This is a genomic window from Microcella sp., assembly GCF_051860105.1.
GTDB lineage: Bacteria > Actinomycetota > Actinomycetes > Actinomycetales > Microbacteriaceae > Microcella.
This window is the reverse complement of record NZ_JBHYEO010000022.1, coordinates 1-20,098: the sequence shown is the minus strand read 5'-3', so window position 1 is coordinate 20,098 and position 20,098 is coordinate 1. Positions and strand designations below refer to the sequence as shown.

The window sequence follows — 20,098 nt, the reverse complement described above, 5'->3', positions numbered from 1 at the left end:
GGTGCAGGAACAGGGTTCCGGTCTCAGTGGTCACCACGAGGGCGTCCTTTCCGTGGGTGGACGGGCGGAGTGCAGGACGCGCCGGGTGGTAGATCAGCGCAGGCCCAGACTATCGGCGCACGGGCCCCCGCGGCACGCCCGCTGGCTAGACTCGGATCGCACCCACCCCACCACATCGCAAGGAGCCGCCATGCCCGTCGCCACACCCGAGCAGTACGCCGAGATGCTCGACAAGGCCAAGAAGGGCGGCTTCGCCTACCCCGCCATCAACGTGTCGTCGTCGTCGACGATCAACGCCGTGCTGCAGGGGCTCAGCGAGGCCGGCTCCGACGGCATCATCCAGGTCACGACGGGCGGTGCCGACTACTTCGCGGGCCAGAGCGTGAAGGCCCGCGCCTCGGGCGCCCTCGCGTTCGCCGCGTTCGCCACCGAGGTGGCCAAGAACTACCCCGTGACGGTCGCGCTGCACACCGACCACTGCCCGAAAGACGCACTCGACGGCTTCGTCATGCCGCTCATCGCCGCGAGCGAGGCCGAGGTGAAGGCCGGGCGCAACCCGATCTTCCAGTCGCACATGTGGGACGGCTCGGCTGTGCCGCTCGCCGAGAACCTCGAGATCGCGCGCGACCTCCTCCCCCGCATGAAGGCCATCCACGCCATTCTCGAGGTCGAGATCGGTGTCGTCGGCGGCGAGGAAGACGGCGTGCAGCACGAGGGCTCGAACGACGCGCTCTACACGACCCTCGGCGACGTGACGGCCGCGGTCGAGGCTCTCGGCCTCGGCGAGCAGGGCCGCTACATGGCCGCGCTCACCTTCGGCAACGTGCACGGCGTCTACAAGCCGGGCAACGTCAAGCTGCGCCCCGAACTGCTGGCCGAGATCCAGACCGGCATCGCTCAGAAGTACGGCACGGATGCCCTCCCGCTCGACCTCGTCTTCCACGGCGGCTCCGGCTCGACCGACGACGAGATCTCGACGGCCGTCAAGAACGGTGTCATCAAGATGAACATCGACACCGACACGCAGTACGCGTTCAGCCGCTCGGTTGCCGACTCGGTGCTCAAGAACTACGACGGGTTCCTCAAGGTCGACGGCGAGATGGGCAACAAGAAGATCTACGACCCGCGCGCCTGGGGCAAGGCCGCCGAGACGGCGATGGCCAAGCGCGTCGTCGAGGCCACGCAGCAGCTCGGCTCGGCCGGGCACTCGGGCCGCTAGCGAGCGACGGGGCCGCCCGGCGTGCCCGGCTCGGGCGTTCGCTGCACCGCGCTGCGCGGGCGGGCCATGCCGGCGACCTCGAATTCGACCGCCGTCACCGGTCCGTTGCGCCAGCGCAGGTTCTCGACGGTCGACTGCAGACTGACGTAGTAGGGCGCGAGGAACGTCTCACGACGCCCCTCGGGCAGCGTGCTGCGGATGCGCAGGGCGACCGCGATGGCCCCGTCCGGCGTGCGGCGCAACTCGATACGGGCGGAGCCGAGCTGGGGGTCAGAGTGCCCGAGCAGGGCATCCAGCAGCGCGCGCATCGCGGTGCGCTGGGCGAGATCGAGGCACTCGGCGAGCCGATCGGGGTCATCGACCGTGACGGCGCGGCCATCGGCGACGCGTTCGATCCAGGTGCGGTCGACCTCGCCCGTGAGCTCGGCGCGCACGTGCTCGGCGAGCGCCGCTGCCCGGAGGGCGTCACCCTCGGTGATCACCCCGCGGTCGAGAACCGCCCTGATGAAGGCCACGGCCGGCGAGATGCGGTCGCTCGTCGCGCGATCGACCGCCGCCACGAGGTCGTCATCAGCTGGTCGTGCGGTGGTGACCTCGAGAGGGCGCTCGCTCCAGCGGGAGAGAACCACGGTGATGACGCGGATCATCACGACACCGCCCACCGTTCCGGCGATGATGGGGAAGAGCGTGATCACCACGGTCGAGAAGGGCGGCCAGGTAGCGTCGTCGGGAACGACGAGCAGAAGAATCGTCGCGGTTCCGACCACCAGCAGAACCGACCCCAGCGCCGCCATCCCGACCGCTGAGACGTAGGGAGCCATGGCGAGCAGGAGCAGTGCGAGCGCCAGCGGTGCCCACCAGAGCTCGAGCGAGAACGCTTCTCCTCGATAGCCGATCGCCGAGACGACGAGGGCCGCCGAGGCCACGGTCGCACCGACGAGACCGCGCACGACCGTGAACGGGCCGCGGCGCGGGCGCGTGACGACGTGCACCCACAGCTGTGCGATCACGGCCAGGGCGAGGCCGGCCGCCTGGACGAGCGGGCGCGAACCGGCCTGCCCCGCGGGCCCGAGGGTGAGAATGCCGTGCACGAGCGTGAGTCCGGCTGCCGCGAGCGGCAGGTTGGGCGTCGTGAACCAGCTGAGCGGGTCGGCGTCCCACGGGCTGCGACTCCAGGCGGTCGCCATCACGATGCCCCGGACTCGATGGGGATGGGCACGGTCACCATGACGGTCGTGCCGTCCGGGCCCGACCACACCCGCACGGCACCGCCGACGGCCTCGATGCGCTGATCGATCGACATGCGGAGGCCCAGACGGTCGTCGGCGACGTCGGCGGCGGCGAAGCCGCAGCCGTCGTCGACGACGAGCACGGTGAGCGTGCCATCGCGGGCGCCCACGACGAGCTCGGCGCGATCCGTGCCGGCGTGCTTCACGACGTTGTCGAGGGCCGCGCGCGCAGCGCCGACGACGGCGTGCCGCGTCGCGGAGGGAACCTCGTCCCCGACCAGCTCGGCGCCGCTCACATCGACCCGCACCCCGCTCCACTGGTACTCGTGAGCGAGCTCGAGGAGGGCATCCCCGAGTGCACTGCCCGAGGCAGAGGGGCCCGTCGGCTCGGCCACCGTAGAGGCGGCGATGACACTGAGATGCTCGCCGAGCACCTCGCTCGCCCGAGGCGACAGGGGCCCGGGCGATCGAGCGATCGCCGCCAGGTCAGCAAGAACCGTGTCGTGCACGACGCTCGCGGCACGCTGCTCGAGCAACCGCCGGCGGTCGGCGTCGCGCACATCGTCGGCGGCGAATGCGAGCGGCTCGAGTTGCCGCTCGGACTGCCGCTGAGCGATCGCCAGGGTCAGGTAGGCGACGAGCGAGATCGAGAACACGATGACCGGGCCGATGCCCGGAGTCACGGTGCTACCGGCGAGAGCGAGGCCTACGACGACGCTGGACTGGGCCACGACGAAGGCGGCGGTCGACCAGACCACCCCGCTCAGTGCGCGGCCGGAGACCGCGCCGACGAGGCACATCGCGGTCGCGATGCGATTGAGCAGGTAGGGCCCCTGGTCATCGATCTCGGGATCGGCAGCGAGCGCGAGCACCGGCACGGCGACCGAGAAGACCGACCCGCCCGCGAGATAGAGGGCGGCCGTCACGGCACCGGGCCGCCACAGCAGCACGAGGGCGAGCAGACCGATGCCGACGAACGGTGCCACCCCGAGAGGCGCGTACTCAGCCGAGCCGCGGGCGATGAGCACGTCGAGAACGACGGCGGAGGCGACGAGGGAGCCGACCGCCGCGATGACCCGCTGCGCCGTCGCAAGACCGCGAACGGTGATGCGCGCGGCGACAGCGCGCGGCAGCGCGACGGCGGTCATCGGCGCTCGCTGTCGACGTCGAAGGTGACCACGAGCGACTCGCCGCCCCGCCACTCGATGCGCCGCACGACCGACTTCACAGTCAGATAGTACGGCGCGAGCACAGCCGTGCGGCGGCCCTCCGGCAGGGCGAGTCCGACCGTCACCGCGACCGCGACCGCGTCATCGTCGGCGGGCGCGAGATCGAGCCGGGCGCCGAACACCCCCGCCTCCGGATCGCTGAACAGGCCGTCGATGAGCGCGATGATCGCCGCCCGCTGATCGACCGTGATGGTGTCGGCGAGCCGGAAGGGATCGGTGACGTAGACGGGTCGACCGGCGACGTGGGCCGCGAGCCAGCTCTGATAGCCCCGCTCGACGAGAGCCCGGCGCAGGTCGCGCGCCAAGCGCGCCGCCGTTCGACGATCACGATCGTGGATGACGGCGGCGCGCTCGAGCCGCTCGAGGAAGGGCACGACGGCGGTCGAGTAACGGCCCCCGGTGATGCGGTCGACGACGGCGGCAGCAGGCTCCACAGCGTCGTCATCGGGTGCGGCGGCACCGACACCCCGCCGCCAGCTCTGCACCGCCGTCACCAGGGTGCGGTTGAGCACGACGCCCCCGATCACCGCGAACACGGTCGACGACGTGATCACGACGACATCGGCGATGGGCAGCTCGCTGCCGCGGTCGGCCGCGACGAAGCCGGCGGAGGCCGCGGTCGCCGCCACGACCAGCAGCGCGCCCGGAACGAAGACCCGGCCGGCCACGAAGGGGCTCATGGCCATGACGATGAGGGCGGCGCAGACCGGGGCCCACCACAGCTCGAGAGCGAAGCGCGGATCAGGGGGCGACGGCAGCAGGGCATCCACGGCGGGGATCACGGGGTTGCGGTCGACGAGGGCGAGAGCCGACCCCATCACCGCGATCGACGCCAGCGTCACGATGAGCGCCGCGCGCCGCACCCCGAACCGCGGTCGCGAGGGCATAGCCCCGCGGTGGATGGCGTACGCGGCGCCGGTCATCACCACGACGGCGACGAGCTGGAACGCGGGCCGGTATCCCCCCTGCCCGCCCAGCGCCACCGCCGAGAGCCCGACGAGCGCGACGGCGAGGGTCACCCAGCTGCTCACGAGCGATGAGGTCAGCCAACTCAAGGTGTCGATGTCGAGCGACGAGCGCCGCCACCAGCTCAGGGTGTCGATGCGGCGCGGCTCGAGCGGCGCGCTCACGGCGGGCCCTCCGCCGTGGCCTCGATCGGCACCGTCAGCATGACTGTCGTGCCCGACTCGTTCGACCAGACCCTGGCCGTGCCCCCGACCCGCGACAGTCGACCGTGGATCGACTCGCGCAGACCCAGCCGGTCGGTCGGCACCGCGTCGGAGTCGAACCCGGTACCGCCGTCGACGACGAGCACGGTGAGCGCGCGTGCCGTGCGCCCGACGGTCACCTCGACCCGATCGACGCCGGAATGGTGCCGCACGTTCTCGAGCGCCGCGGTCATCGCGGCGAGCACGGCCTCGGCAGCCGAGTCCGTGACGACCGACGTCGTCGCGAGGGCCTCCGCGCCCGTGAGGTCGACGCGCAGGCCGCTCCAGCGCAGGTCGTCGACGATCGCGAGCAGGCGTGCCGCGAGCGAGCCCTCCACCGGGGCCGCGCTCACCACGCCCACCGAGGTGGCGCTCGCCTGAGCCACGGCGTCGAGATCGCGCCGGATGCCCTGCCGCACCCGATCGTCCAGTCGGGATTCCCCTCGCTCGAGGAGCGTGAGCGACGCGAGAACCGTATCGTGCACGAGCGCCGCGGCCGCCCGCTCACGGCGCTGGGCCGCGTGCTGCCGGCGCGACACGAGCGCGGCATCCGGAAGCTCGGGAACCCGATCGCGTCGCCGCCGACCGCCGAGGGCAATCACCGCGTACGCGACCGCCATGATGACGGCGTCGACGAGCCGGTCAGGAGACAGGGCGAGCGGGCGACCGGCGATGACGTGGCCCGCGACGAGCGCGACGGTGCCGGCACCGAGGCCGACCGCGACCCAGAGCACCCCGTCGGCCGCGTTCGGGCGCACCGCGCCGATGAACATGAGCGCCCATGCGAGCGCCTCGACCAGGAACAGCCCGCGCGACTGCTCAGGGGTGTAGGCCTGCAGGATCGTGGCGACGAAGCCCGTGCCCGCGACGAGCCCCACCCCGACCGTCAGGAGCGCGGTCGGCACGGTCGGCCGCAGGGCGAGCACCACCGCGGCGACGAACGCGGGCGACCACCAGAGCACGAGGGCACCGAGCGCGGCGGCGCCCTCCGAGCGCACGGCGACCTCGACCATGAGGGCGAGGGCGAGCACGAGTGACGCGGGGCCGATCAGCCGCTGGGCGGAAGCCAGCCCCCGAACGAGCGCGGCCGCGGTCACCTCTCGCGGCGGCGGCGCGGGCCGCAGCGGGTGCGGAGCGCTCGCGCTCATCTCGGCGAGGCCGATCAGTCGCGGATGCGCCCGCCGAGCGCCCGTTCGTCGACGTTGCCCTGCGCGTCACGGCGCAGCTCTTTCGGCAGCGAGAACTGCAGGTCTTCCTCCGCCGTCTTGACCTCGGAGACCGCGTCGAAGCCGGCGTCGCGCAGGTCGGCAAGCACCTGCTCGACGAGCACCTCGGGCACGCTCGCACCGCTCGTGACGCCGACGGTGGCGACGCCCTCGAACCACTCCTGCTTGATCTCGCTCGCGTAGTCGACGCGGTAGGCGGCTTTCGCGCCGTACTCGAGCGCGACCTCGACCAAGCGCACGCTGTTCGAGCTATTCGCCGAGCCGACGACGATCACGAGGTCAGTCTCGGGCGCGACCTTCTTGATGGCGACCTGGCGGTTCTGGGTGGCGTAGCAGATGTCGTCGCTGGGCGGGTCTTGCAGGTGCGGGAACCGCGCGCGCAGGCGCCGAACGGTTTCCATGGTCTCGTCGACGCTCAGCGTGGTCTGCGAGAGCCAGATGAGCTCGTCGGCCTCGGGCACCTCGACCGTGTCGGCCTCTTCGGGCGTGCCGATGAGGATCATGCGCTCGGGCGCGTGGCCCATCGTGCCCTCGACCTCTTCGTGACCCGCGTGACCGATGAGCAGGATGCGGTAGTCCTGCTTCGCAAATCGCACGGCTTCCCGGTGCACCTTCGTCACGAGCGGGCAGGTGGCGTCGATCGCAAGCAGGTCGCGGTCGGCGGCGCCCTGCACGACGGCGGGGCTCACGCCGTGGGCGGAGAAGACGATGTGCGAGCCCGGCGGAACCTCCTCGACCTCGTCGACGAAGATCGCACCCTGCTTCTCGAGCTCGCTCACGACGTGCACGTTGTGCACGATCTGCTTGCGCACGTAGACCGGGGCGCCGTACTGCTCGAGCGCCTTCTCGACGGCGATGACCGCGCGGTCGACGCCGGCGCAGTAGCCGCGCGGTGCGGCGAGGAGCACCGTCTTGGGGCGGTCGACCTCGACCGGCCGCAGCCGCTCGCGGCGCTGGGGGATGACGGGTGCGGTCAGGGTCGAGCCCAGGGCGCCATTCGAGATCGTGCTCACACCCCCCAGTCTACGAGGGGCCGCCTGCGTATGGGCTCCGGCACCGTCGACAGCGACGGTGCTGCTACTCGACGTCGCGCCGCAGCGTCGTGAGCGCAGCCGCGAGCATGAGCGCCGACGCGAGCGCGGCGAGCACGAGGCCGCCCTGCCACCAGAGCAGGGCATCCACCGGCGCGGACGGCGCGCTGGGATCGATCGCGTTCAGTGAACTCAGGATGCCCGCACCCACGAGAGCGTCGGTGGCCGACCCCGGCAGGAAGCGGCCGAGCGAGGCCGACCACTCCCACACGCTCGCGACGAGGCGCAGGATCGGCTCGACGAACTGCGTGAACGCGAGCACGATCACGATGGCGGCGATCTGGCTCGTCAGCAGCGCTCCGAGGCCGAGGCCGAGCAGCGACCACAGGGCCGTGGCGAGCAGCGTGCGCAGCAGCACGGCGATGACCTCGGGCTCGCCGAGCGCGGTCGGCTCGCCGAGGGCTGCGAGCACCGGGGCGCCGAGGCCGACCGAGCCGATGAGGCCGAACACGCCGTAGAGCGCGCCCATGAGCGCCGCGACGATGCCCTTGGCGGCGAGAACCACGCCGCGGCGGGGCTGCGCGAGCACGGTCGGGGTGAGCGTGCCGTGCCGGTACTCGGTCGTCGCGAGCAGCGCGCCGAACAGCAGCGGGATGACGAGCCCGACCGCGGTCACGCTGCTGTAGACGAGGTTCGCCGCGACGACGGGGTCGAGCTCGGGGGCCGGGGCGCCCGTGCCCGCGCCGGCGAGTTGCGCACCGAGGTCGCTGAAGAAGAATGCGAGCCCCGCGGCGGTCATGCCGACGTAGGCCACCATGATGAGGGCGAGCAGCCACCATGCCTTCAGCGAGAACACCTTCGCCAGCTCGGCGGCGGTGGCACGAGCCAGACCCGCGGCGAGGGCGGTCACGCGGCGCTCCCCTCGTGTGCGGCCGCCGCATCGGCGGCGGACTCCGCCGTGAGGGCGAGGAACACCGACTCGAGCCCGTCGCCCTCGTCGCTCAGGTGCGTGAGAGCGAGACCAGCGTCGCGCGCGACCTCGCCTGTGCGCGCGGCATCGAGCCCGAGCACCGTCAGCCCCGCGGCGCCGAGCTCGATGGTCGCGCCGGCGCGCGTGAGGGCATCCCGCAGCGCCGCCCGATCGGTCGCATCGACGCGCACGCGCGCGGTCCCCGCTTCGAGGGCGTCGAGCGTGCCGTCGAACACGATGCGACCGTGACGGATGACCACGACATCGTCGACCGTCTGCTGCACCTCGCTCAGCACGTGGCTCGAGAGCAGCACGGTGCGGCCCTCATCGGCGAGCGCGCGCAGCAGGCCGCGCATCCAGCGGATGCCGTCGGGGTCGAGGCCGTTGATGGGCTCGTCGAGCACGAGCGCGTCGGGGTCGCCGAGCAGCGCGCCCGCGAGCCCCAGCCGCTGGCGCATGCCGAGGGAGTAGCCGCCGACCGCGCGCCGCGCCGCCTCGGCGAGCCCCACCTGCGCGAGCACGGCGTCGACCCGCGCCCGGTCGATGCCGGCCGCGATCGCGAGCGTCAGCAGATGATTGCGGCCGCTGCGACCCGGGTGGAACACGTCGGCCGACAGCGACCCGCCGACCCGCCGCATCGGCGACGCGAGGTCGCGATAGCGCTGGCCGTCGATGAGCGCCGATCCGGCCGTCGCACGATTGAGCCCCAGCAGGATGCGCAGGGTCGAGGTCTTGCCCGCGCCATTGGGGCCGAGAAAGCCCGTGACGCGCCCCGGCCGCGCCGAGAACGAGACGTCGCGCAGGGCCGTGACCTCGCCGTAGACCTTCGTCAGCGAATCGATCTCGAGCGGGGTGGGGGTGACCATGGGGCTCCTGGGATGCGGGCGCCGGTTCGTCGGCGCTGTCGACTACCCTGGCGAAAGCCGCCGATCGACGCAAGGAGGGCACCGTGACCGACGCCCCATCCTTCTCGGCATCGCCCGCTCCCTCCAGCGCCGATGCGCCCTGGCCGGTCGCCCAGCTCTCGGCGAAGCTCAAGGAGTACATCGACCGCCTCGGCCAGGTCTGGGTCGACGGCGAGATCGCGCAATGGGGGGTCTCGGGCGGCAACGTCTACGGCAAGCTCAAAGACGTCAGCCACGACGCCACGGTGTCGTTCGTCATCTGGTCGTCGGTGCGCGCGACGCTGCCCGAGGGGCTGGGGCAGGGCGATCGCGTCACCGCCCTCGTCAAGGCCAACTGGTGGGTCAAGGGCGGCACGCTCACGATGCAGGTGTCGCAGATGCGCCGCGTCGGCCTCGGCGACCTGCTCGAGCGGCTCGAGCGGCTGCGCGCCACCCTCGCCGCCGAAGGCCTCTTCTCCCCCGAGCGCAAGAAGCCCCTGCCCTTCCTGCCGCAGTGCATCGGGCTCGTCACCGGAAAAGACAGCGACGCCGAGAAAGACGTCATCCGCAACGCGCAGCTGCGGTGGCCCTCCGTGCGGTTCCGCGTCGTGCACGCCGCCGTGCAGGGCGACAAGGCGGTCGCCGAGGTCACGGCGGGCATCCGGCAATTGGATGCGGACCCCGAGGTCGACGTCATCATCGTCGCCCGCGGCGGCGGCGACTTCCAGAACCTGCTGCCGTTCAGCGACGAGAGCCTCGTCCGGGCCGCCGCCGCGTGCGACACCCCGCTCGTGAGCGCGATCGGGCACGAGAACGATCGGCCGCTGCTCGACGAGGTCGCCGACCTGCGCGCCTCGACGCCCACCGACGCTGCCAAGCGCGTCGTGCCCGACGTGAGCGACGAGCTCGCGCGCGTGCAGCAGGTGCGCTCGCGCATGCTCACGCGGGTGACCGGGGCGATCGCCACCGAGGTCGACCGCATCACCGCGATCCGCTCGCGCCCGGCCCTCGCCTCCTCCGCCTGGATCGTCGAGACGCGGGCCGATGAGCTCACGCGCGCGGTCGCTCGCGGAGTCGAACTGACGAGCCGGCTGCTCGAGCGGGCGCACGTCGACGTCGACGAGCGCCGGGCGCAGTTGCGGGCGCTCTCGCCGCAGCGCACCCTCGACCGCGGCTACGCCATCGCTCAGACCGCGACGGGCGCCGTCATCCGATCGGCCGCCGAAGTCGCGACGGGCGACGCTCTCGTGCTCACTCTCGCCGACGGGCGCCTCGCCGCGCGCGCCGAGGCGCCCCTCGCCGGGCCCGACGGCGCGGCTCCGACTCCCACGACTCCCGAAGGAAGGCCCGCCTAGCATGAGTGACGTGACCGCTTCCGACCCCGCCGACATCGCCGGCCTCAGCTACGAGCAGGCGCGCGACGAGCTCGTGCGCGTCGTCAGCGAGCTCGAGCAGGGCGGCGCCACGCTCGAGCAGTCCATCGCCCTGTGGGAGCGCGGGGAGGCCCTCGCCCGCCGCTGCGAGGAGTGGCTGATCGGCGCGAAAGAGCGTCTCGACGCGGCCCGCGCGGCCGCCGAAGGGTGAGCGCGGTGGCTGAGACCCCGACGACCGACGACTCCGGTGCCGAGACGCCGCAGCAGAAGGCCGACCGCATCGCAGAAGCCCGGCGCAAGCGCCGCGCCAACCAGACGACCCGCAACCTCATCGGCTCGCTCGTGGCCTCGCTCGGCATCGTGCTCTTCCTCGTGCTCGTCGTCGTGCGCCCCGACCCGGCACCGCTCGCGATCGACTACGCCGCCGCGGCCGCCGAGGCGGAGGCGAGCCTCGGAACCTCGGTCATCGCCCCTGTCGTACCGCCCAGCTGGAGCGCCAACCGGGCCGAGCTCGCCGGCAGCGGCGGCGTCGACGAGTGGACGATCGGGTTCATCACCGCCGATCGCACCTTCCTCGGCCTGCTGCAGGGCTTCACCGACGAGCAGAGCTGGCTGCGGGATGCCCTGCGCGACCCGGGCGAGGGCGAGACCGTGAGCATCGCCGGGGTCGACTGGCAGCGCTACGACCGCCGCGGCGTCGACGGCGTCGGGTTGCGCGAGATCGCGCTCGTGACGAGCACGCCCGACAGCACGGTCGTGCTGTACGGCACGGCCTCAGACGCCGACCTCGACCTGCTCGCCACCGCCGTGGCCGCCGAGCTGCCCGACGCCGACTGAGCGCCGGGGCGGCAGGGCGACCGGCGGACTACGCTCGAGAGGCGCACCGTCCACCCCGAGTCCGCCCAGGAGCACCATGCCGACGACACGCCGCACGCCCGAGCAGGTCTGGCGCGAGATGCAGCGGGGCAACGCGCGGTTCGTCGCGGGTGAGCCGCAGCATCCGCGGCAGGACGTCGACCGGCGCACCGAGCTCGCCGCCTTCCAGGCGCCGCACGCGGCCCTCTTCGGCTGCAGCGACTCGCGGCTCGCCGCCGAGATCATCTTCGACAAGGGTCTCGGCGATCTGTTCGTCGTGCGCAACGCGGGCCAGGTCATCAGCGACAGCGTCATCGGTTCGCTCGAGTACGCGGTGGCCGTGCTCCGCGTGCCCCTGATCCTGGTGCTCGGGCACGACGAGTGCGGAGCCGTGGCCGCGGCGATCGACTCGGTCGATGCCGATTCGCCGGCGCTGCCCGTGCACATCCAGGGGCTGGTCGACCAGATCCGGCCCGCCGTCGATCGCGTGCGCCTCGCGGCGGGCTCGCCCGACGCCGCGGGCATCGACGCGCTCGAGGTGGGGCGCGAGCACCTGCGCGACACCGTCGGGGCCCTGCTCGCGGCGAGCGAGCTGATCAGCGACGAGGTCGCTGCCGGTACGCTGGCCATCGTGGGTGCGAACTACCGCCTTCGTGAAGGCAGGGTCGTGCCCGATGTCGTCGTCGGCCAGCTCTGAACGCGGCACCACCGCACGTCGAGCCGACCGCCTGCCACCGCGACCGCCCCTGCGAACCCCTCCCGTCATCAGAAGGAACACACCGCCGTGAGCACTGACACCGACTTCCGCATCGAGCACGACACCATGGGCGAGGTGCGGGTGCCCCGCAGCGCCCTCTACCGCGCGCAGACGCAGCGCGCCGTCGAGAACTTCCCGATCTCGGGGTCGGGCCTAGAGAGCGGGCAGATCATCGCTCTCGCCCAGATCAAGCGGGCCGCGGCGATCGTGAACGCCGAGCTGGGCATCCTGGATGCTCCGCTCGCGCAGGCGATCGTCGGCGCCGCCGACCAGATCATCGGCGGGGCGCACCACGACCAGTTCCCCGTCGACACCTACCAGACCGGCTCGGGCACGTCGTCGAACATGAACATGAACGAGGTGCTCGCGACGCTCGCCTCGACGGATGCCCTGCCGGTGCACCCGAACGACCACGTCAACGCTTCGCAGTCGTCGAACGACGTCTTCCCGACCTCGGTGCACCTCGCCGTCACCGCCGCCCTGCTGCGCGACCTCATCCCCGCCCTCGAGCACCTCGCGAGCGCGCTCGAGGTCAAGGCGGAGCTCTGGAAGACCGCCGTCAAGGCCGGCCGCACGCACCTCATGGACGCCACGCCCGTCACGCTCGGTCAGGAGTTCGCCGGCTACGCGCGGCAGATCCGCCTCGGCATCGCCCGCGTGCAGGCGACCATCGAGCGGGTCGCGGAAGTGCCGCTCGGCGGCACCGCGACCGGCACGGGCATCAACACGCCCCTCGGGTTCTCGCAGAAGGTCATCGCCGAGCTCGCGAGCACGACGGGCCTGCCGATCACCGAGGCGCTCGACCACTTCGAGGCGCAGGGTGCCCGCGACGGGCTCGTCGAGGCCTCAGGAGCGCTGCGGGTGCTCGCCGTCTCGCTCACCAAAATCTGCAACGACATCCGCTGGATGGGCTCCGGCCCCAACACGGGCCTCGCCGAGCTGCACATCCCCGACCTGCAGCCCGGCTCGTCGATCATGCCCGGCAAGGTCAACCCCGTCGTGCCGGAGGCCGTGCTGATGGTGTGCGCACGCGTCATCGGCAACGACGCGACGATCGCGTGGGCGGGCGCCTCGGGCTCCTTCGAGCTCAATGTGGCCATCCCCGTCATGGGCACCTCGCTGCTCGAGTCGATCCGCCTCCTCGCGAACTCGACGCGCGTGCTCGCCGACAAGACCATCGACGGTCTCGAGGCCAACCTCGAGCGCGCCCGCGCCCTCGCCGAGAGCTCGCCCTCGATCGTCACCCCGCTCAACCGGGTGATCGGCTACGAGGCCGCCGCGAAGATCGCCAAGCACTCGGTCGCGAAGGGACTCACGATCCGCGAGGCCGTCATCGACCTGGGCTTCGTCGAGCGCGGCGAGGTCACCCTCGAGCAGCTCGACAGCGCGCTCGACGTGCTGAGCATGACGTCGCCGGGGCTGTAAGCCCTCACCGCGACCCCGCGAGCAGCCCGCGTCGACGAACCTGTCCCTCTGATCCGCACCACCGGTTCGAGAAGCACTCGGGCGAGACCGACGCGGGCTGCACGCCTCAGCGTAGTCCGACCGACGAGCGCGTCAGCGGAAGTAGTTCGGGCGGCTCACATAGGTGTCGGAGACGAACATGACCCCCGCGGTCAGCTCGAGGAGCGAGCGCAGGCCGTCGATGAGGTCGTCGGCGCGATCATCGGGCACCACCGTGATGATGAGCGTGAGCGCGTCGCGGTCGTTGAACAGCTGCCGACCCTCGTGCGCCCCGTGGTGGCCGAGTCCGGTCACCGCGGGCAGGCTCGTGTAGCCGGTCGCTCCCGCCGCGACGACCTGGCGGCGCACGGCGTCAGCGTCGACCGTTCGGGCGACGACCTCGATCTTGGTCATTCGCGTCAGTGATTCGCGGCTCATGCCGCCTCCTTCTCTTCGTCTCCGACAGTCGATTCCATGAGCCACGGCTGCCACCCATCGGCGGTGCACCGCTCCCACTCTCCCGGGTTGTCGCCCGGTCGCACCATGATCACCCATTCGCCGTGCACGAGGTGGTTGACGACCTCGGCCTGCTTCACGATGCGCTCGATGCGCTCGCGCGGAGCGTCGACCACGACGAGCAGACGCACCGGCTCGTGATGCAGTCCGTCGCGCGTGCCGATCGACTGCCACGGAAGGCCGACCCGCAGGTCGCCAGACGGGCCCGTGAGCACACCGGCTCCGCCCACCAGGTTGTGGGTCGTCTTCGTGCCCGCGCCGAGCACCTCGGTGTCGACGGAGGAGAAGTAGTACTGCGCGTTGATCCAATGCGCGACGACGAGGGGCGCGGTGAGGATGGTCTCGAGCGCGATGCCGTCAGCATCGTGCTGGGGCTCGTACGAGTGCAGGAACACCCGGCGCTCGAGATCGGCATCGGCCGACAGGGTGCGCGGGCCGATGATGAGCGCGGCGTTGCGGGCAAGGCCCCACTCGGGGTAGACCTGGGCCCAGTCGCGCGACCGGCGCACGACACCAGCGCTCGCGCGCGCTCCCTCCGGCGCACCGGGCAGTTCGCGCGCCCGCTCCGCGGCCAGAGCGCCACCCGCCCGCCGCAGATCGCTCATCAGGCTCTCGATCTCGGCGCGACGGTCGGCAGGCAGCAGAGCGACATCGACGACGGTGACCCGGTCGGTGGCCGTGTCGTGCTCTGCCGCGATGAAGAGGGTGTCGGCGGGGATGCTGATGCCGCGCTCGGCCAGGCCCGCGCGCACCGGCGCCGCGTTGAGCAGCGTCGCGGCGATGCGGGCGTTGGGCGCACCGCGGTGGCCTCCGCACGCTCCGCAGTCGAGGGCCGTGCGGAAGGCGTTGTTGGTCGTCGACGTGCCGTGGCCGACGAGCGCGACGATCGGAGCGAAACCCTCGACGAGGCTCATCGTGCGCAGGATCACCTCGGCGGTCTCGACCTGCGTGTCGAGCGTCAGCGCGCTGTCGATGTCGAACAGCGTCGGCACGTCGGTGGCCGGGTCGTCGGGTCGTGCCCCAAGCCCTCCTCGACCCGCGAGAACGCTGCGCGCGATCGCCGTCGGTCCGAGCACCCAGCCCGAGGCCTCCGCCCAGCCGAGCGGAGCCCCGGGGAGGGCATCGGGCGCCTTGAGCGCCGAGCGGACAGCCCGGCGCGTCGCCTGGTCGCTCACGAACCGGGCGGCACCGCGCCACTCCCCCGGCGCGGGACGCTCGGCCACCAGGTACCGCGGCGTGAGCAGCACCGGGCACGACGCCGACGGTTCCGGGGCCGCCAGCGGCTCGACGAGCGCGGCGATGCCGAAGAACCCGGCGAACCCTGCCGTCGTGTACTCGCCCAAGTGCTCGAGGTGACGGCGCAACCCTTCGCTGCGGGGGTCGATGCAGAACACGAGGTGCGCGCGCGGCCTCTCGGCGGCCGTGCCGACCGGAGCGGCGCTCAGCTGGCGCAGCACCGACCGGTGCGGCCCCGCTTCGAAGGCTTCTTGCCAGATCAGCCCGCGCTCCGCATCCGCCGAGGGAGCGACCGCGGCCGTCTCCGGAGCGATCGCCAGCGCCCACGTGAGCGCCGTGCGCACGGCCAGCAGCTCGACGATGTCGACGTCGCCCGTCGTCATGGAGCGCCAGCGCACATACGCCGTCCACCCCGGCGTGCGGGCCAGCTCGGCACGGAGGTAGGGCAGCTGCGCGTCGTCATCGACACCGAGGTGCGCGAGAGACGCGGCGAGAGACGCATCGACGCCGGTCGGAAGCTCGGCGACGCGACGACGGGCCGAGCGCGGCAGTGAGCGGTCGTGGCGGGCGAGGGCGCGCCAGGCGCCGTAGAACCCGAGCTCATCGACGGGCACGGGCCACGCGGCCGCCTCCGGCGCCAGTGCCGCGCGGCACCAGCGCGTCACGAGCTCGTCGACGGGCCCGGTCGGGCGAGCCGCAGCGGGCTCGACGATCGGCTCGTCGAGGAACCGGGAGACGAGAGCGGTGTCGGTGTCGCGGGCGGCGACCGCCTCGTGCGGACGGCGACGACGGATGGCCTGCGCGAGATCGGCGACCGCGATGCGACCGTCGGCAAGGCGCGCGCGGAACTGCTGCTCGGTCAGGATGCCCCGCGCCCCGAGGGCGGGCACCGCGTGCTCGATGGCCGCTGCGAAGCCGTCGCCCAGCGCGGGCAGCACGGGGTTGACCGCGATGGCGGCGTCGAGCCCGTAGTAGGGCGCGATCACGCTCGCCGCCATCTCGGCGCGGGCGCGCACCCGCAGCGGCCGGGGGGCGGCCCGCTCGGCCGTCGTGGTGGTCTCGGTCACGCGGATGCTCCGATCGACGAGGGCTGCGGCAGGGTTCGGATCGCGGTGGTCGACTCGACGGGCCCGGATGCCCGACCCGCGGTCGGCGCCGTGCGCGCCCGCACGGCCGGGGCGCCGAGGCGGAGCCCGAGCGCGAGCAGGGCGAGCGACGCCCCGCTCGCCGGTGCCCAGCGCCGCAGGGCGGCGATGGCCGCGAGCGCGATGAGCACGGCAGCGGCGAGCCCCAGCACGATGCCGGCCGCGTCTGACGGCGGGGGTCGCGGAAGGTCGAGCGCAGCGGTGAGGGTCGAGGTGACGACGACGAACGCGACGGCGGAGGCGGCGACCAGCGACGCGGCGCCCACCGCCCGCAGGCCTCCCGGCGCCAGTCCGGTGACGCGAGCCGCGGCGGCGCCGAATGCGCCCGCGAGCACGACGAGCACGACGAGCTCGGCGAGCCCGCGACCGCCCGGGTAGATCGCGATCGCGGAGACCACGAGCGCCGAGACCGCCAGCAGGGCGCCCGCGACCGCGCGCACGCGGCGAGCGGCGGGAGCCGGAACGGTCGCGCGGGGTGCGCGTCGCTCGGCGGCGCGCCGATCGATTCCGTCGCTCGAGGAGAGGAAGAGGGCGCTCTTGTAGAAGCCGTGCGCGACGAGGTGCAGGAGGGCGGCGACCACGAGGCCGAGCGCGGCGCAGAGCAGCATGAACCCCATCTGCGCCACCGTCGACATCACGAGGCGACCCTTGATGTCGGTGCGCACGAGCGCGCCGAGGGTGCCCGCCACGATGGCGACGGCCGCACCCACGGCGAGCACCACCACGGCGACCGGGCTCGAGGCGATGGTCGCGATCTGGGTCACGACGAGGATGCCGCCGCCGTTGACGACCCCGCCGTGCAGGGCCGCGCTCACCGGCGTCGGAGCGTGCAGCGAGTCGACGAGCCACGGGTGCGCGGGCGGAAGCGCGCAGCGCAGTAGGGCCGCGACGACGAGGAGCAGGGCCACCGTGTCACCACTCGCGCCCGCCGCGTCAGCGACGACGGCGGCCCAGAGGGCGAGGTCGCCGACGATCAGCCAGCCCGCGGCGCGCACGAGGGCCGGCCGGCCTCCGCCGAGGCCGAGAGCCGCGAGCGTCGCGGCGGTGGCGAGGCTCCACCCGAGAGCGAGCATCCAGAGCTGACCGGCGATGCTCACGACGACGGTCGCGGCGAGCATGGCCGCGATCGCGACCGTGACCGAGCGCCCGCGACGATCGCCGCGGAGCGAGCGGTGGGCGTAGGGCAGCACGGCGGCCGCGATCCCCACGACGAGCACGAGCAGCAGCAGCGAGACGCCGTCGACGCGCCACAGCGCGGGCGCGACCTCGGTGACCAGGCGCGGTGTTGAGTTCACGTGACCCTCCTTACGCGCATCACAATACACGTAATTTGAGTCAGGTAAAGCGAATCACGTCACAAACACCAGGGGAACCGCATCAGGGGGCCGTACAGTGGATGCCGTGGCCGAATGGACCTTCCTGAGCAACCACTCGCACGTGCTCGTGTGCCTCTCTGTTGACCCCGAGTCGCGCATCCGCGACATCGCCGAGCGCGTCGGTATCACCGAGCGCGCCACGCAGCGGATCCTCGCCGACCTCGTCGCGGGCGGATACCTCGTGAAGCAGCGCGACGGTCGACGGAACACCTACCAGGTGGTCACGACCCAGCCCCTCCGGCACCCTCTCGAGTGGTCGCACACGGTGGGCGACCTGATGCAGGCGGTCGCGAACGCCCCCACCAGCACCTGAGGCCGCGCCCGCTCAGGCCAGCTCGTTGCCTTCGAGCAGCTCGGTGACGAGCGCGGCGATCGCGCTGCGCTCGGACCGCGTGAGGGTGATGTGCCCGAACAGCCCGTGGCCCTTGAGCGTCTCGATGACGCTCGCGACGCCGTCGTGGCGGCCGACCCGCAGATTGTCGCGCTGAGCGATGTCGTGGGTGAGCACGACCTTCGAGTTCTGGCCGATGCGGCTGAGCACCGTGAGCAGCACGTTGCGCTCGAGCGACTGCGCCTCGTCGACGATCACGAAGGCGTCGTGCAGCGAGCGGCCGCGGATGTGCGTCAGCGGCAGCACCTCGAGCAGGCCTCGGTCGATGACCTCGTCGAGCACGTTCTGCGAGACCACGGAGCCGAGCGTGTCGAACACGGCCTGAGCCCAGGGGTTCATCTTCTCGCTGGCATCACCGGGCAGGTAGCCGAGCTCTTGCCCGCCGACCGCGTAGAGCGGCCGGAAGACCATGATCTTGCGCTGCTGCTGACGCTCGAGCACCGCCTCGAGGCCCGCGCACAGGGCGAGCGCCGACTTGCCGGTTCCCGCACGACCGCCGAGCGAGACGATGCCCACCTGCGGATCCATGAGCAGATCGATCGCGAGCCGCTGCTCGGCCGAACGACCGTGCAGGCCGAAGATGTCGCGGTCGCCGCGCACGAGGGCGATCTCATCGTCGCCGACCACCCGGCCGAGCGCCGAGCCGCGATCGCTGTGGATCACGAGCGACGTGTTGATCGGCAGCTCGCGCACGACGGGGGTGCGCAGCACCTCGCGGTCGTAGAGCTGGGCCATCTGCTCGCTCGAGAGCGAGACATCAGCCATGCCCGTCCACCCGCTGTCGACCGCGAGCTCGGCGCGGTACTCCTCGGCCGAGAGGCCGATCGACGAGGCCTTGACGCGCAATGGCAGGTCTTTCGAGACGACGACGACATCGAGACCGTCGTTCGCGAGGTTCATGGCGACGGCGAGAATGCGCGAGTCGTTGTCGCCCAGCTGCAAGCCGCTCGGCAGCACCGACTGGCTCGAGTGGTTGAGCTCGACGCGGAGCGAGCCGCCCGCCTCACCGACGGCGATGGGGAAGTCGAGACGCTCGTGCTGCACGCGCAGCTCATCGAGGTTGCGCAGCGCCTGACGCGCGAAGTAGCCGATCTCGGGGTCGTTGCGCTTCGCCTCGAGCTCGGCGATCACGACGACCGGCAGCACAACCGCGTGCTCGGCGAACCGGAACAGCGCCTTCGGATCACTCAGCAGCACCGACGTATCGAGAACGTACGTGCGCTGGGCCACCTCGCTCTCGCCGCTCGAGATCGACGGGTTCTGACGGGAGGTCTTCGCAGCGGCCACCGGTGCTCCATCCCCGGGGACGCGGGCGACCCCGGACCAGTTGTATGCGGTTCGGCCGGGAGTCTCAGGACGATCGTTCCGGCCGCCCCGATCGGGCGCGATGCCCGATGAGCGTCACGCTATGCCCGGGTGCCCGCAGCGGCGGGAGCGACACGCGCGAGTCACCGAGCCGTCACATTCGGCGCACGAGCGCCCGTGTGCGTCGACGCGTCAGGCTCCGGTCATCGTCGAGAACTCCGCGAGGGATGCCCGGAACTGCTCGAACGTCTCCTCCCCCGTCGAGACGTGGGCACCCAGGCGCACGCGACCCGAGCGGACGGTGACCGACACGCCGTGGTTGTGCAGCGCGGCGGCGAGCGCGCTCACGAACTCGGGGTGGGGCTCGAGCACGACGATGCCGGCCCGCTCGGCCGACTCGCGCGGCGAGACGACCTCGACCCCGGCCTCATCGGCAAGGTCGATGAGGCGCGCGGTGCGCTCCTCCACGATCGAGCGGATGCTCGGCACCCCCGCGGCGACGACCGCGTCGACCGCCCCGGCCAGGCGGGCCTGCGCGAAGGAGTCCGCGTAACCCACCCGGAACGCTCCGGCGTCGGCCGCCGGTTCGACCACCTCGTGCAGCAGCTCCGGGGTTCCGTGGGCGAGCCAGCCCGACCACACGGGCGTGAGCTGCTCCCGAGCACGATCGCTCAGAGCGAGGAACCCCGTTCCCTGGCCGGCGCG

18 protein-coding genes and 1 pseudogene are annotated in these 20,098 nt (G+C 72.3%); 7 read left to right on the top strand and 12 right to left on the bottom strand.

Going from position 1 to position 20,098, the window contains the following annotated elements; all coding sequences use genetic code 11:
- The first annotated feature begins 190 nt into the window (after nt 1-190).
- The gene (gene fbaA / locus ACTIE9_RS11020; RefSeq protein ID WP_439565621.1) at nt 191-1,219 is read left to right on the top strand and encodes a class II fructose-bisphosphate aldolase; all 1,029 of its coding nucleotides are present in this window, start codon (nt 191-193) and stop codon (nt 1,217-1,219) included.
- On the opposite strand, the gene ACTIE9_RS11015 is transcribed toward fbaA, so the two are convergent.
- The 7 genes from ACTIE9_RS11015 to ACTIE9_RS10985 form a co-directional block, all read right to left on the bottom strand.
- A complete protein-coding gene (locus ACTIE9_RS11015) occupies nt 1,216-2,409 on the bottom strand; it encodes a hypothetical protein (RefSeq protein WP_439565620.1) in 1,194 nt (397 codons plus the stop codon). The two genes, fbaA and ACTIE9_RS11015, sit on opposite strands and share 4 nt — an antisense overlap.
- Nucleotides 2,406-3,596, bottom strand: a complete 1,191-nt coding sequence (locus ACTIE9_RS11010) for a sensor histidine kinase (protein WP_439565619.1) — start codon at nt 3,594-3,596, stop codon at nt 2,406-2,408. Before ACTIE9_RS11010 ends, ACTIE9_RS11015 begins: the two co-directional genes overlap by 4 nt.
- Nucleotides 3,593-4,807, bottom strand: coding sequence for a hypothetical protein (locus ACTIE9_RS11005; RefSeq protein ID WP_439565618.1), 1,215 nt, complete (start codon nt 4,805-4,807; stop codon nt 3,593-3,595). The genes ACTIE9_RS11010 and ACTIE9_RS11005 overlap by 4 nt, the downstream gene beginning before the upstream one ends.
- Entirely contained in the window at nt 4,804-6,033 is a 1,230-nt protein-coding gene (locus tag ACTIE9_RS11000; protein WP_439565617.1) for a sensor histidine kinase, read from the bottom strand. The genes ACTIE9_RS11005 and ACTIE9_RS11000 overlap by 4 nt, the downstream gene beginning before the upstream one ends.
- A 14-nt stretch (nt 6,034-6,047) precedes the next feature.
- The gene (locus ACTIE9_RS10995; RefSeq protein WP_439565634.1) at nt 6,048-7,088 is read right to left on the bottom strand and encodes a 4-hydroxy-3-methylbut-2-enyl diphosphate reductase; all 1,041 of its coding nucleotides are present in this window, start codon (nt 7,086-7,088) and stop codon (nt 6,048-6,050) included.
- Between the two features lie 100 nt (nt 7,089-7,188).
- Complete coding sequence (locus tag ACTIE9_RS10990; RefSeq protein WP_439565616.1) at nt 7,189-8,052, bottom strand: ABC transporter permease; 864 nt, start codon at nt 8,050-8,052, stop codon at nt 7,189-7,191.
- Nucleotides 8,049-8,978 carry an ATP-binding cassette domain-containing protein gene (locus ACTIE9_RS10985; RefSeq protein ID WP_439565615.1) on the bottom strand — a complete coding sequence of 310 codons (930 nt, stop codon included), beginning with the start codon at nt 8,976-8,978 and terminating at the stop codon, nt 8,049-8,051. The genes ACTIE9_RS10990 and ACTIE9_RS10985 overlap by 4 nt, the downstream gene beginning before the upstream one ends.
- A gap of 83 nt (nt 8,979-9,061) precedes the next feature.
- Here ACTIE9_RS10985 and xseA point away from each other — a divergent pair, with 83 nt between their 5' ends.
- The 5 genes from xseA to ACTIE9_RS10960 all read left to right on the top strand — a co-directional run bounded on the left by xseA (nt 9,062) and on the right by ACTIE9_RS10960 (nt 13,406).
- Nucleotides 9,062-10,351, top strand: a complete 1,290-nt coding sequence (xseA, locus tag ACTIE9_RS10980; RefSeq protein WP_439565614.1) for an exodeoxyribonuclease VII large subunit — start codon at nt 9,062-9,064, stop codon at nt 10,349-10,351.
- Nucleotide 10,352: 1 nt separating this feature from the next.
- Complete coding sequence (locus ACTIE9_RS10975; RefSeq protein ID WP_255160040.1) at nt 10,353-10,580, top strand: exodeoxyribonuclease VII small subunit; 228 nt, start codon at nt 10,353-10,355, stop codon at nt 10,578-10,580.
- Nucleotides 10,581-10,585: 5 nt separating this feature from the next.
- Nucleotides 10,586-11,206: a DUF4245 family protein gene (locus tag ACTIE9_RS10970; RefSeq protein WP_439565613.1), complete on the top strand. Its 621-nt coding sequence runs from the start codon at nt 10,586-10,588 to the stop codon at nt 11,204-11,206.
- 76 nt (nt 11,207-11,282) lie between these two features.
- A complete protein-coding gene (locus ACTIE9_RS10965; protein ID WP_439565612.1) occupies nt 11,283-11,921 on the top strand; it encodes a carbonic anhydrase in 639 nt (212 codons plus the stop codon).
- A gap of 87 nt (nt 11,922-12,008) precedes the next feature.
- The gene (locus ACTIE9_RS10960; protein ID WP_439565611.1) at nt 12,009-13,406 is read left to right on the top strand and encodes a class II fumarate hydratase; all 1,398 of its coding nucleotides are present in this window, start codon (nt 12,009-12,011) and stop codon (nt 13,404-13,406) included.
- 132 nt (nt 13,407-13,538) lie between these two features.
- Here ACTIE9_RS10960 and ACTIE9_RS10955 read toward each other — a convergent pair whose 3' ends face one another.
- Genes ACTIE9_RS10955 through ACTIE9_RS10945 form a run of 3 tightly spaced genes read right to left on the bottom strand, consistent with a single transcriptional unit; the run spans nt 13,539 to nt 17,616 of the window.
- On the bottom strand, nt 13,539-13,862 hold the full coding sequence (locus ACTIE9_RS10955) for a P-II family nitrogen regulator (protein WP_439565610.1): 324 nt from the start codon (nt 13,860-13,862) through the stop codon (nt 13,539-13,541).
- Nucleotides 13,859-16,243 (bottom strand): DUF2309 domain-containing protein, encoded by a 2,385-nt coding sequence (locus ACTIE9_RS10950; protein WP_439565609.1) that lies wholly within the window; start codon nt 16,241-16,243, stop codon nt 13,859-13,861. Before ACTIE9_RS10950 ends, ACTIE9_RS10955 begins: the two co-directional genes overlap by 4 nt.
- Complete coding sequence (locus ACTIE9_RS10945) at nt 16,240-17,616, bottom strand: proton-conducting transporter transmembrane domain-containing protein (RefSeq protein WP_439565608.1); 1,377 nt, start codon at nt 17,614-17,616, stop codon at nt 16,240-16,242. The genes ACTIE9_RS10950 and ACTIE9_RS10945 overlap by 4 nt, the downstream gene beginning before the upstream one ends.
- Before the next feature lie 106 nt (nt 17,617-17,722).
- Here ACTIE9_RS10945 and ACTIE9_RS10940 point away from each other — a divergent pair, with 106 nt between their 5' ends.
- Nucleotides 17,723-18,010: a helix-turn-helix transcriptional regulator gene (locus ACTIE9_RS10940; RefSeq protein ID WP_439565607.1), complete on the top strand. Its 288-nt coding sequence runs from the start codon at nt 17,723-17,725 to the stop codon at nt 18,008-18,010.
- A 12-nt stretch (nt 18,011-18,022) separates the two neighbouring features.
- Here the strand turns inward: ACTIE9_RS10940 and ACTIE9_RS10935 are convergent, their stop codons facing one another.
- Both ACTIE9_RS10935 and ACTIE9_RS10930 read right to left on the bottom strand, forming a co-directional pair.
- Nucleotides 18,023-19,339, bottom strand: coding sequence for a PhoH family protein (locus ACTIE9_RS10935; protein ID WP_439565633.1), 1,317 nt, complete (start codon nt 19,337-19,339; stop codon nt 18,023-18,025).
- Between the two features lie 246 nt (nt 19,340-19,585).
- Nucleotides 19,586-20,098, bottom strand: a pseudogene (locus ACTIE9_RS10930) (aminotransferase class V-fold PLP-dependent enzyme); the annotation flags it as partial.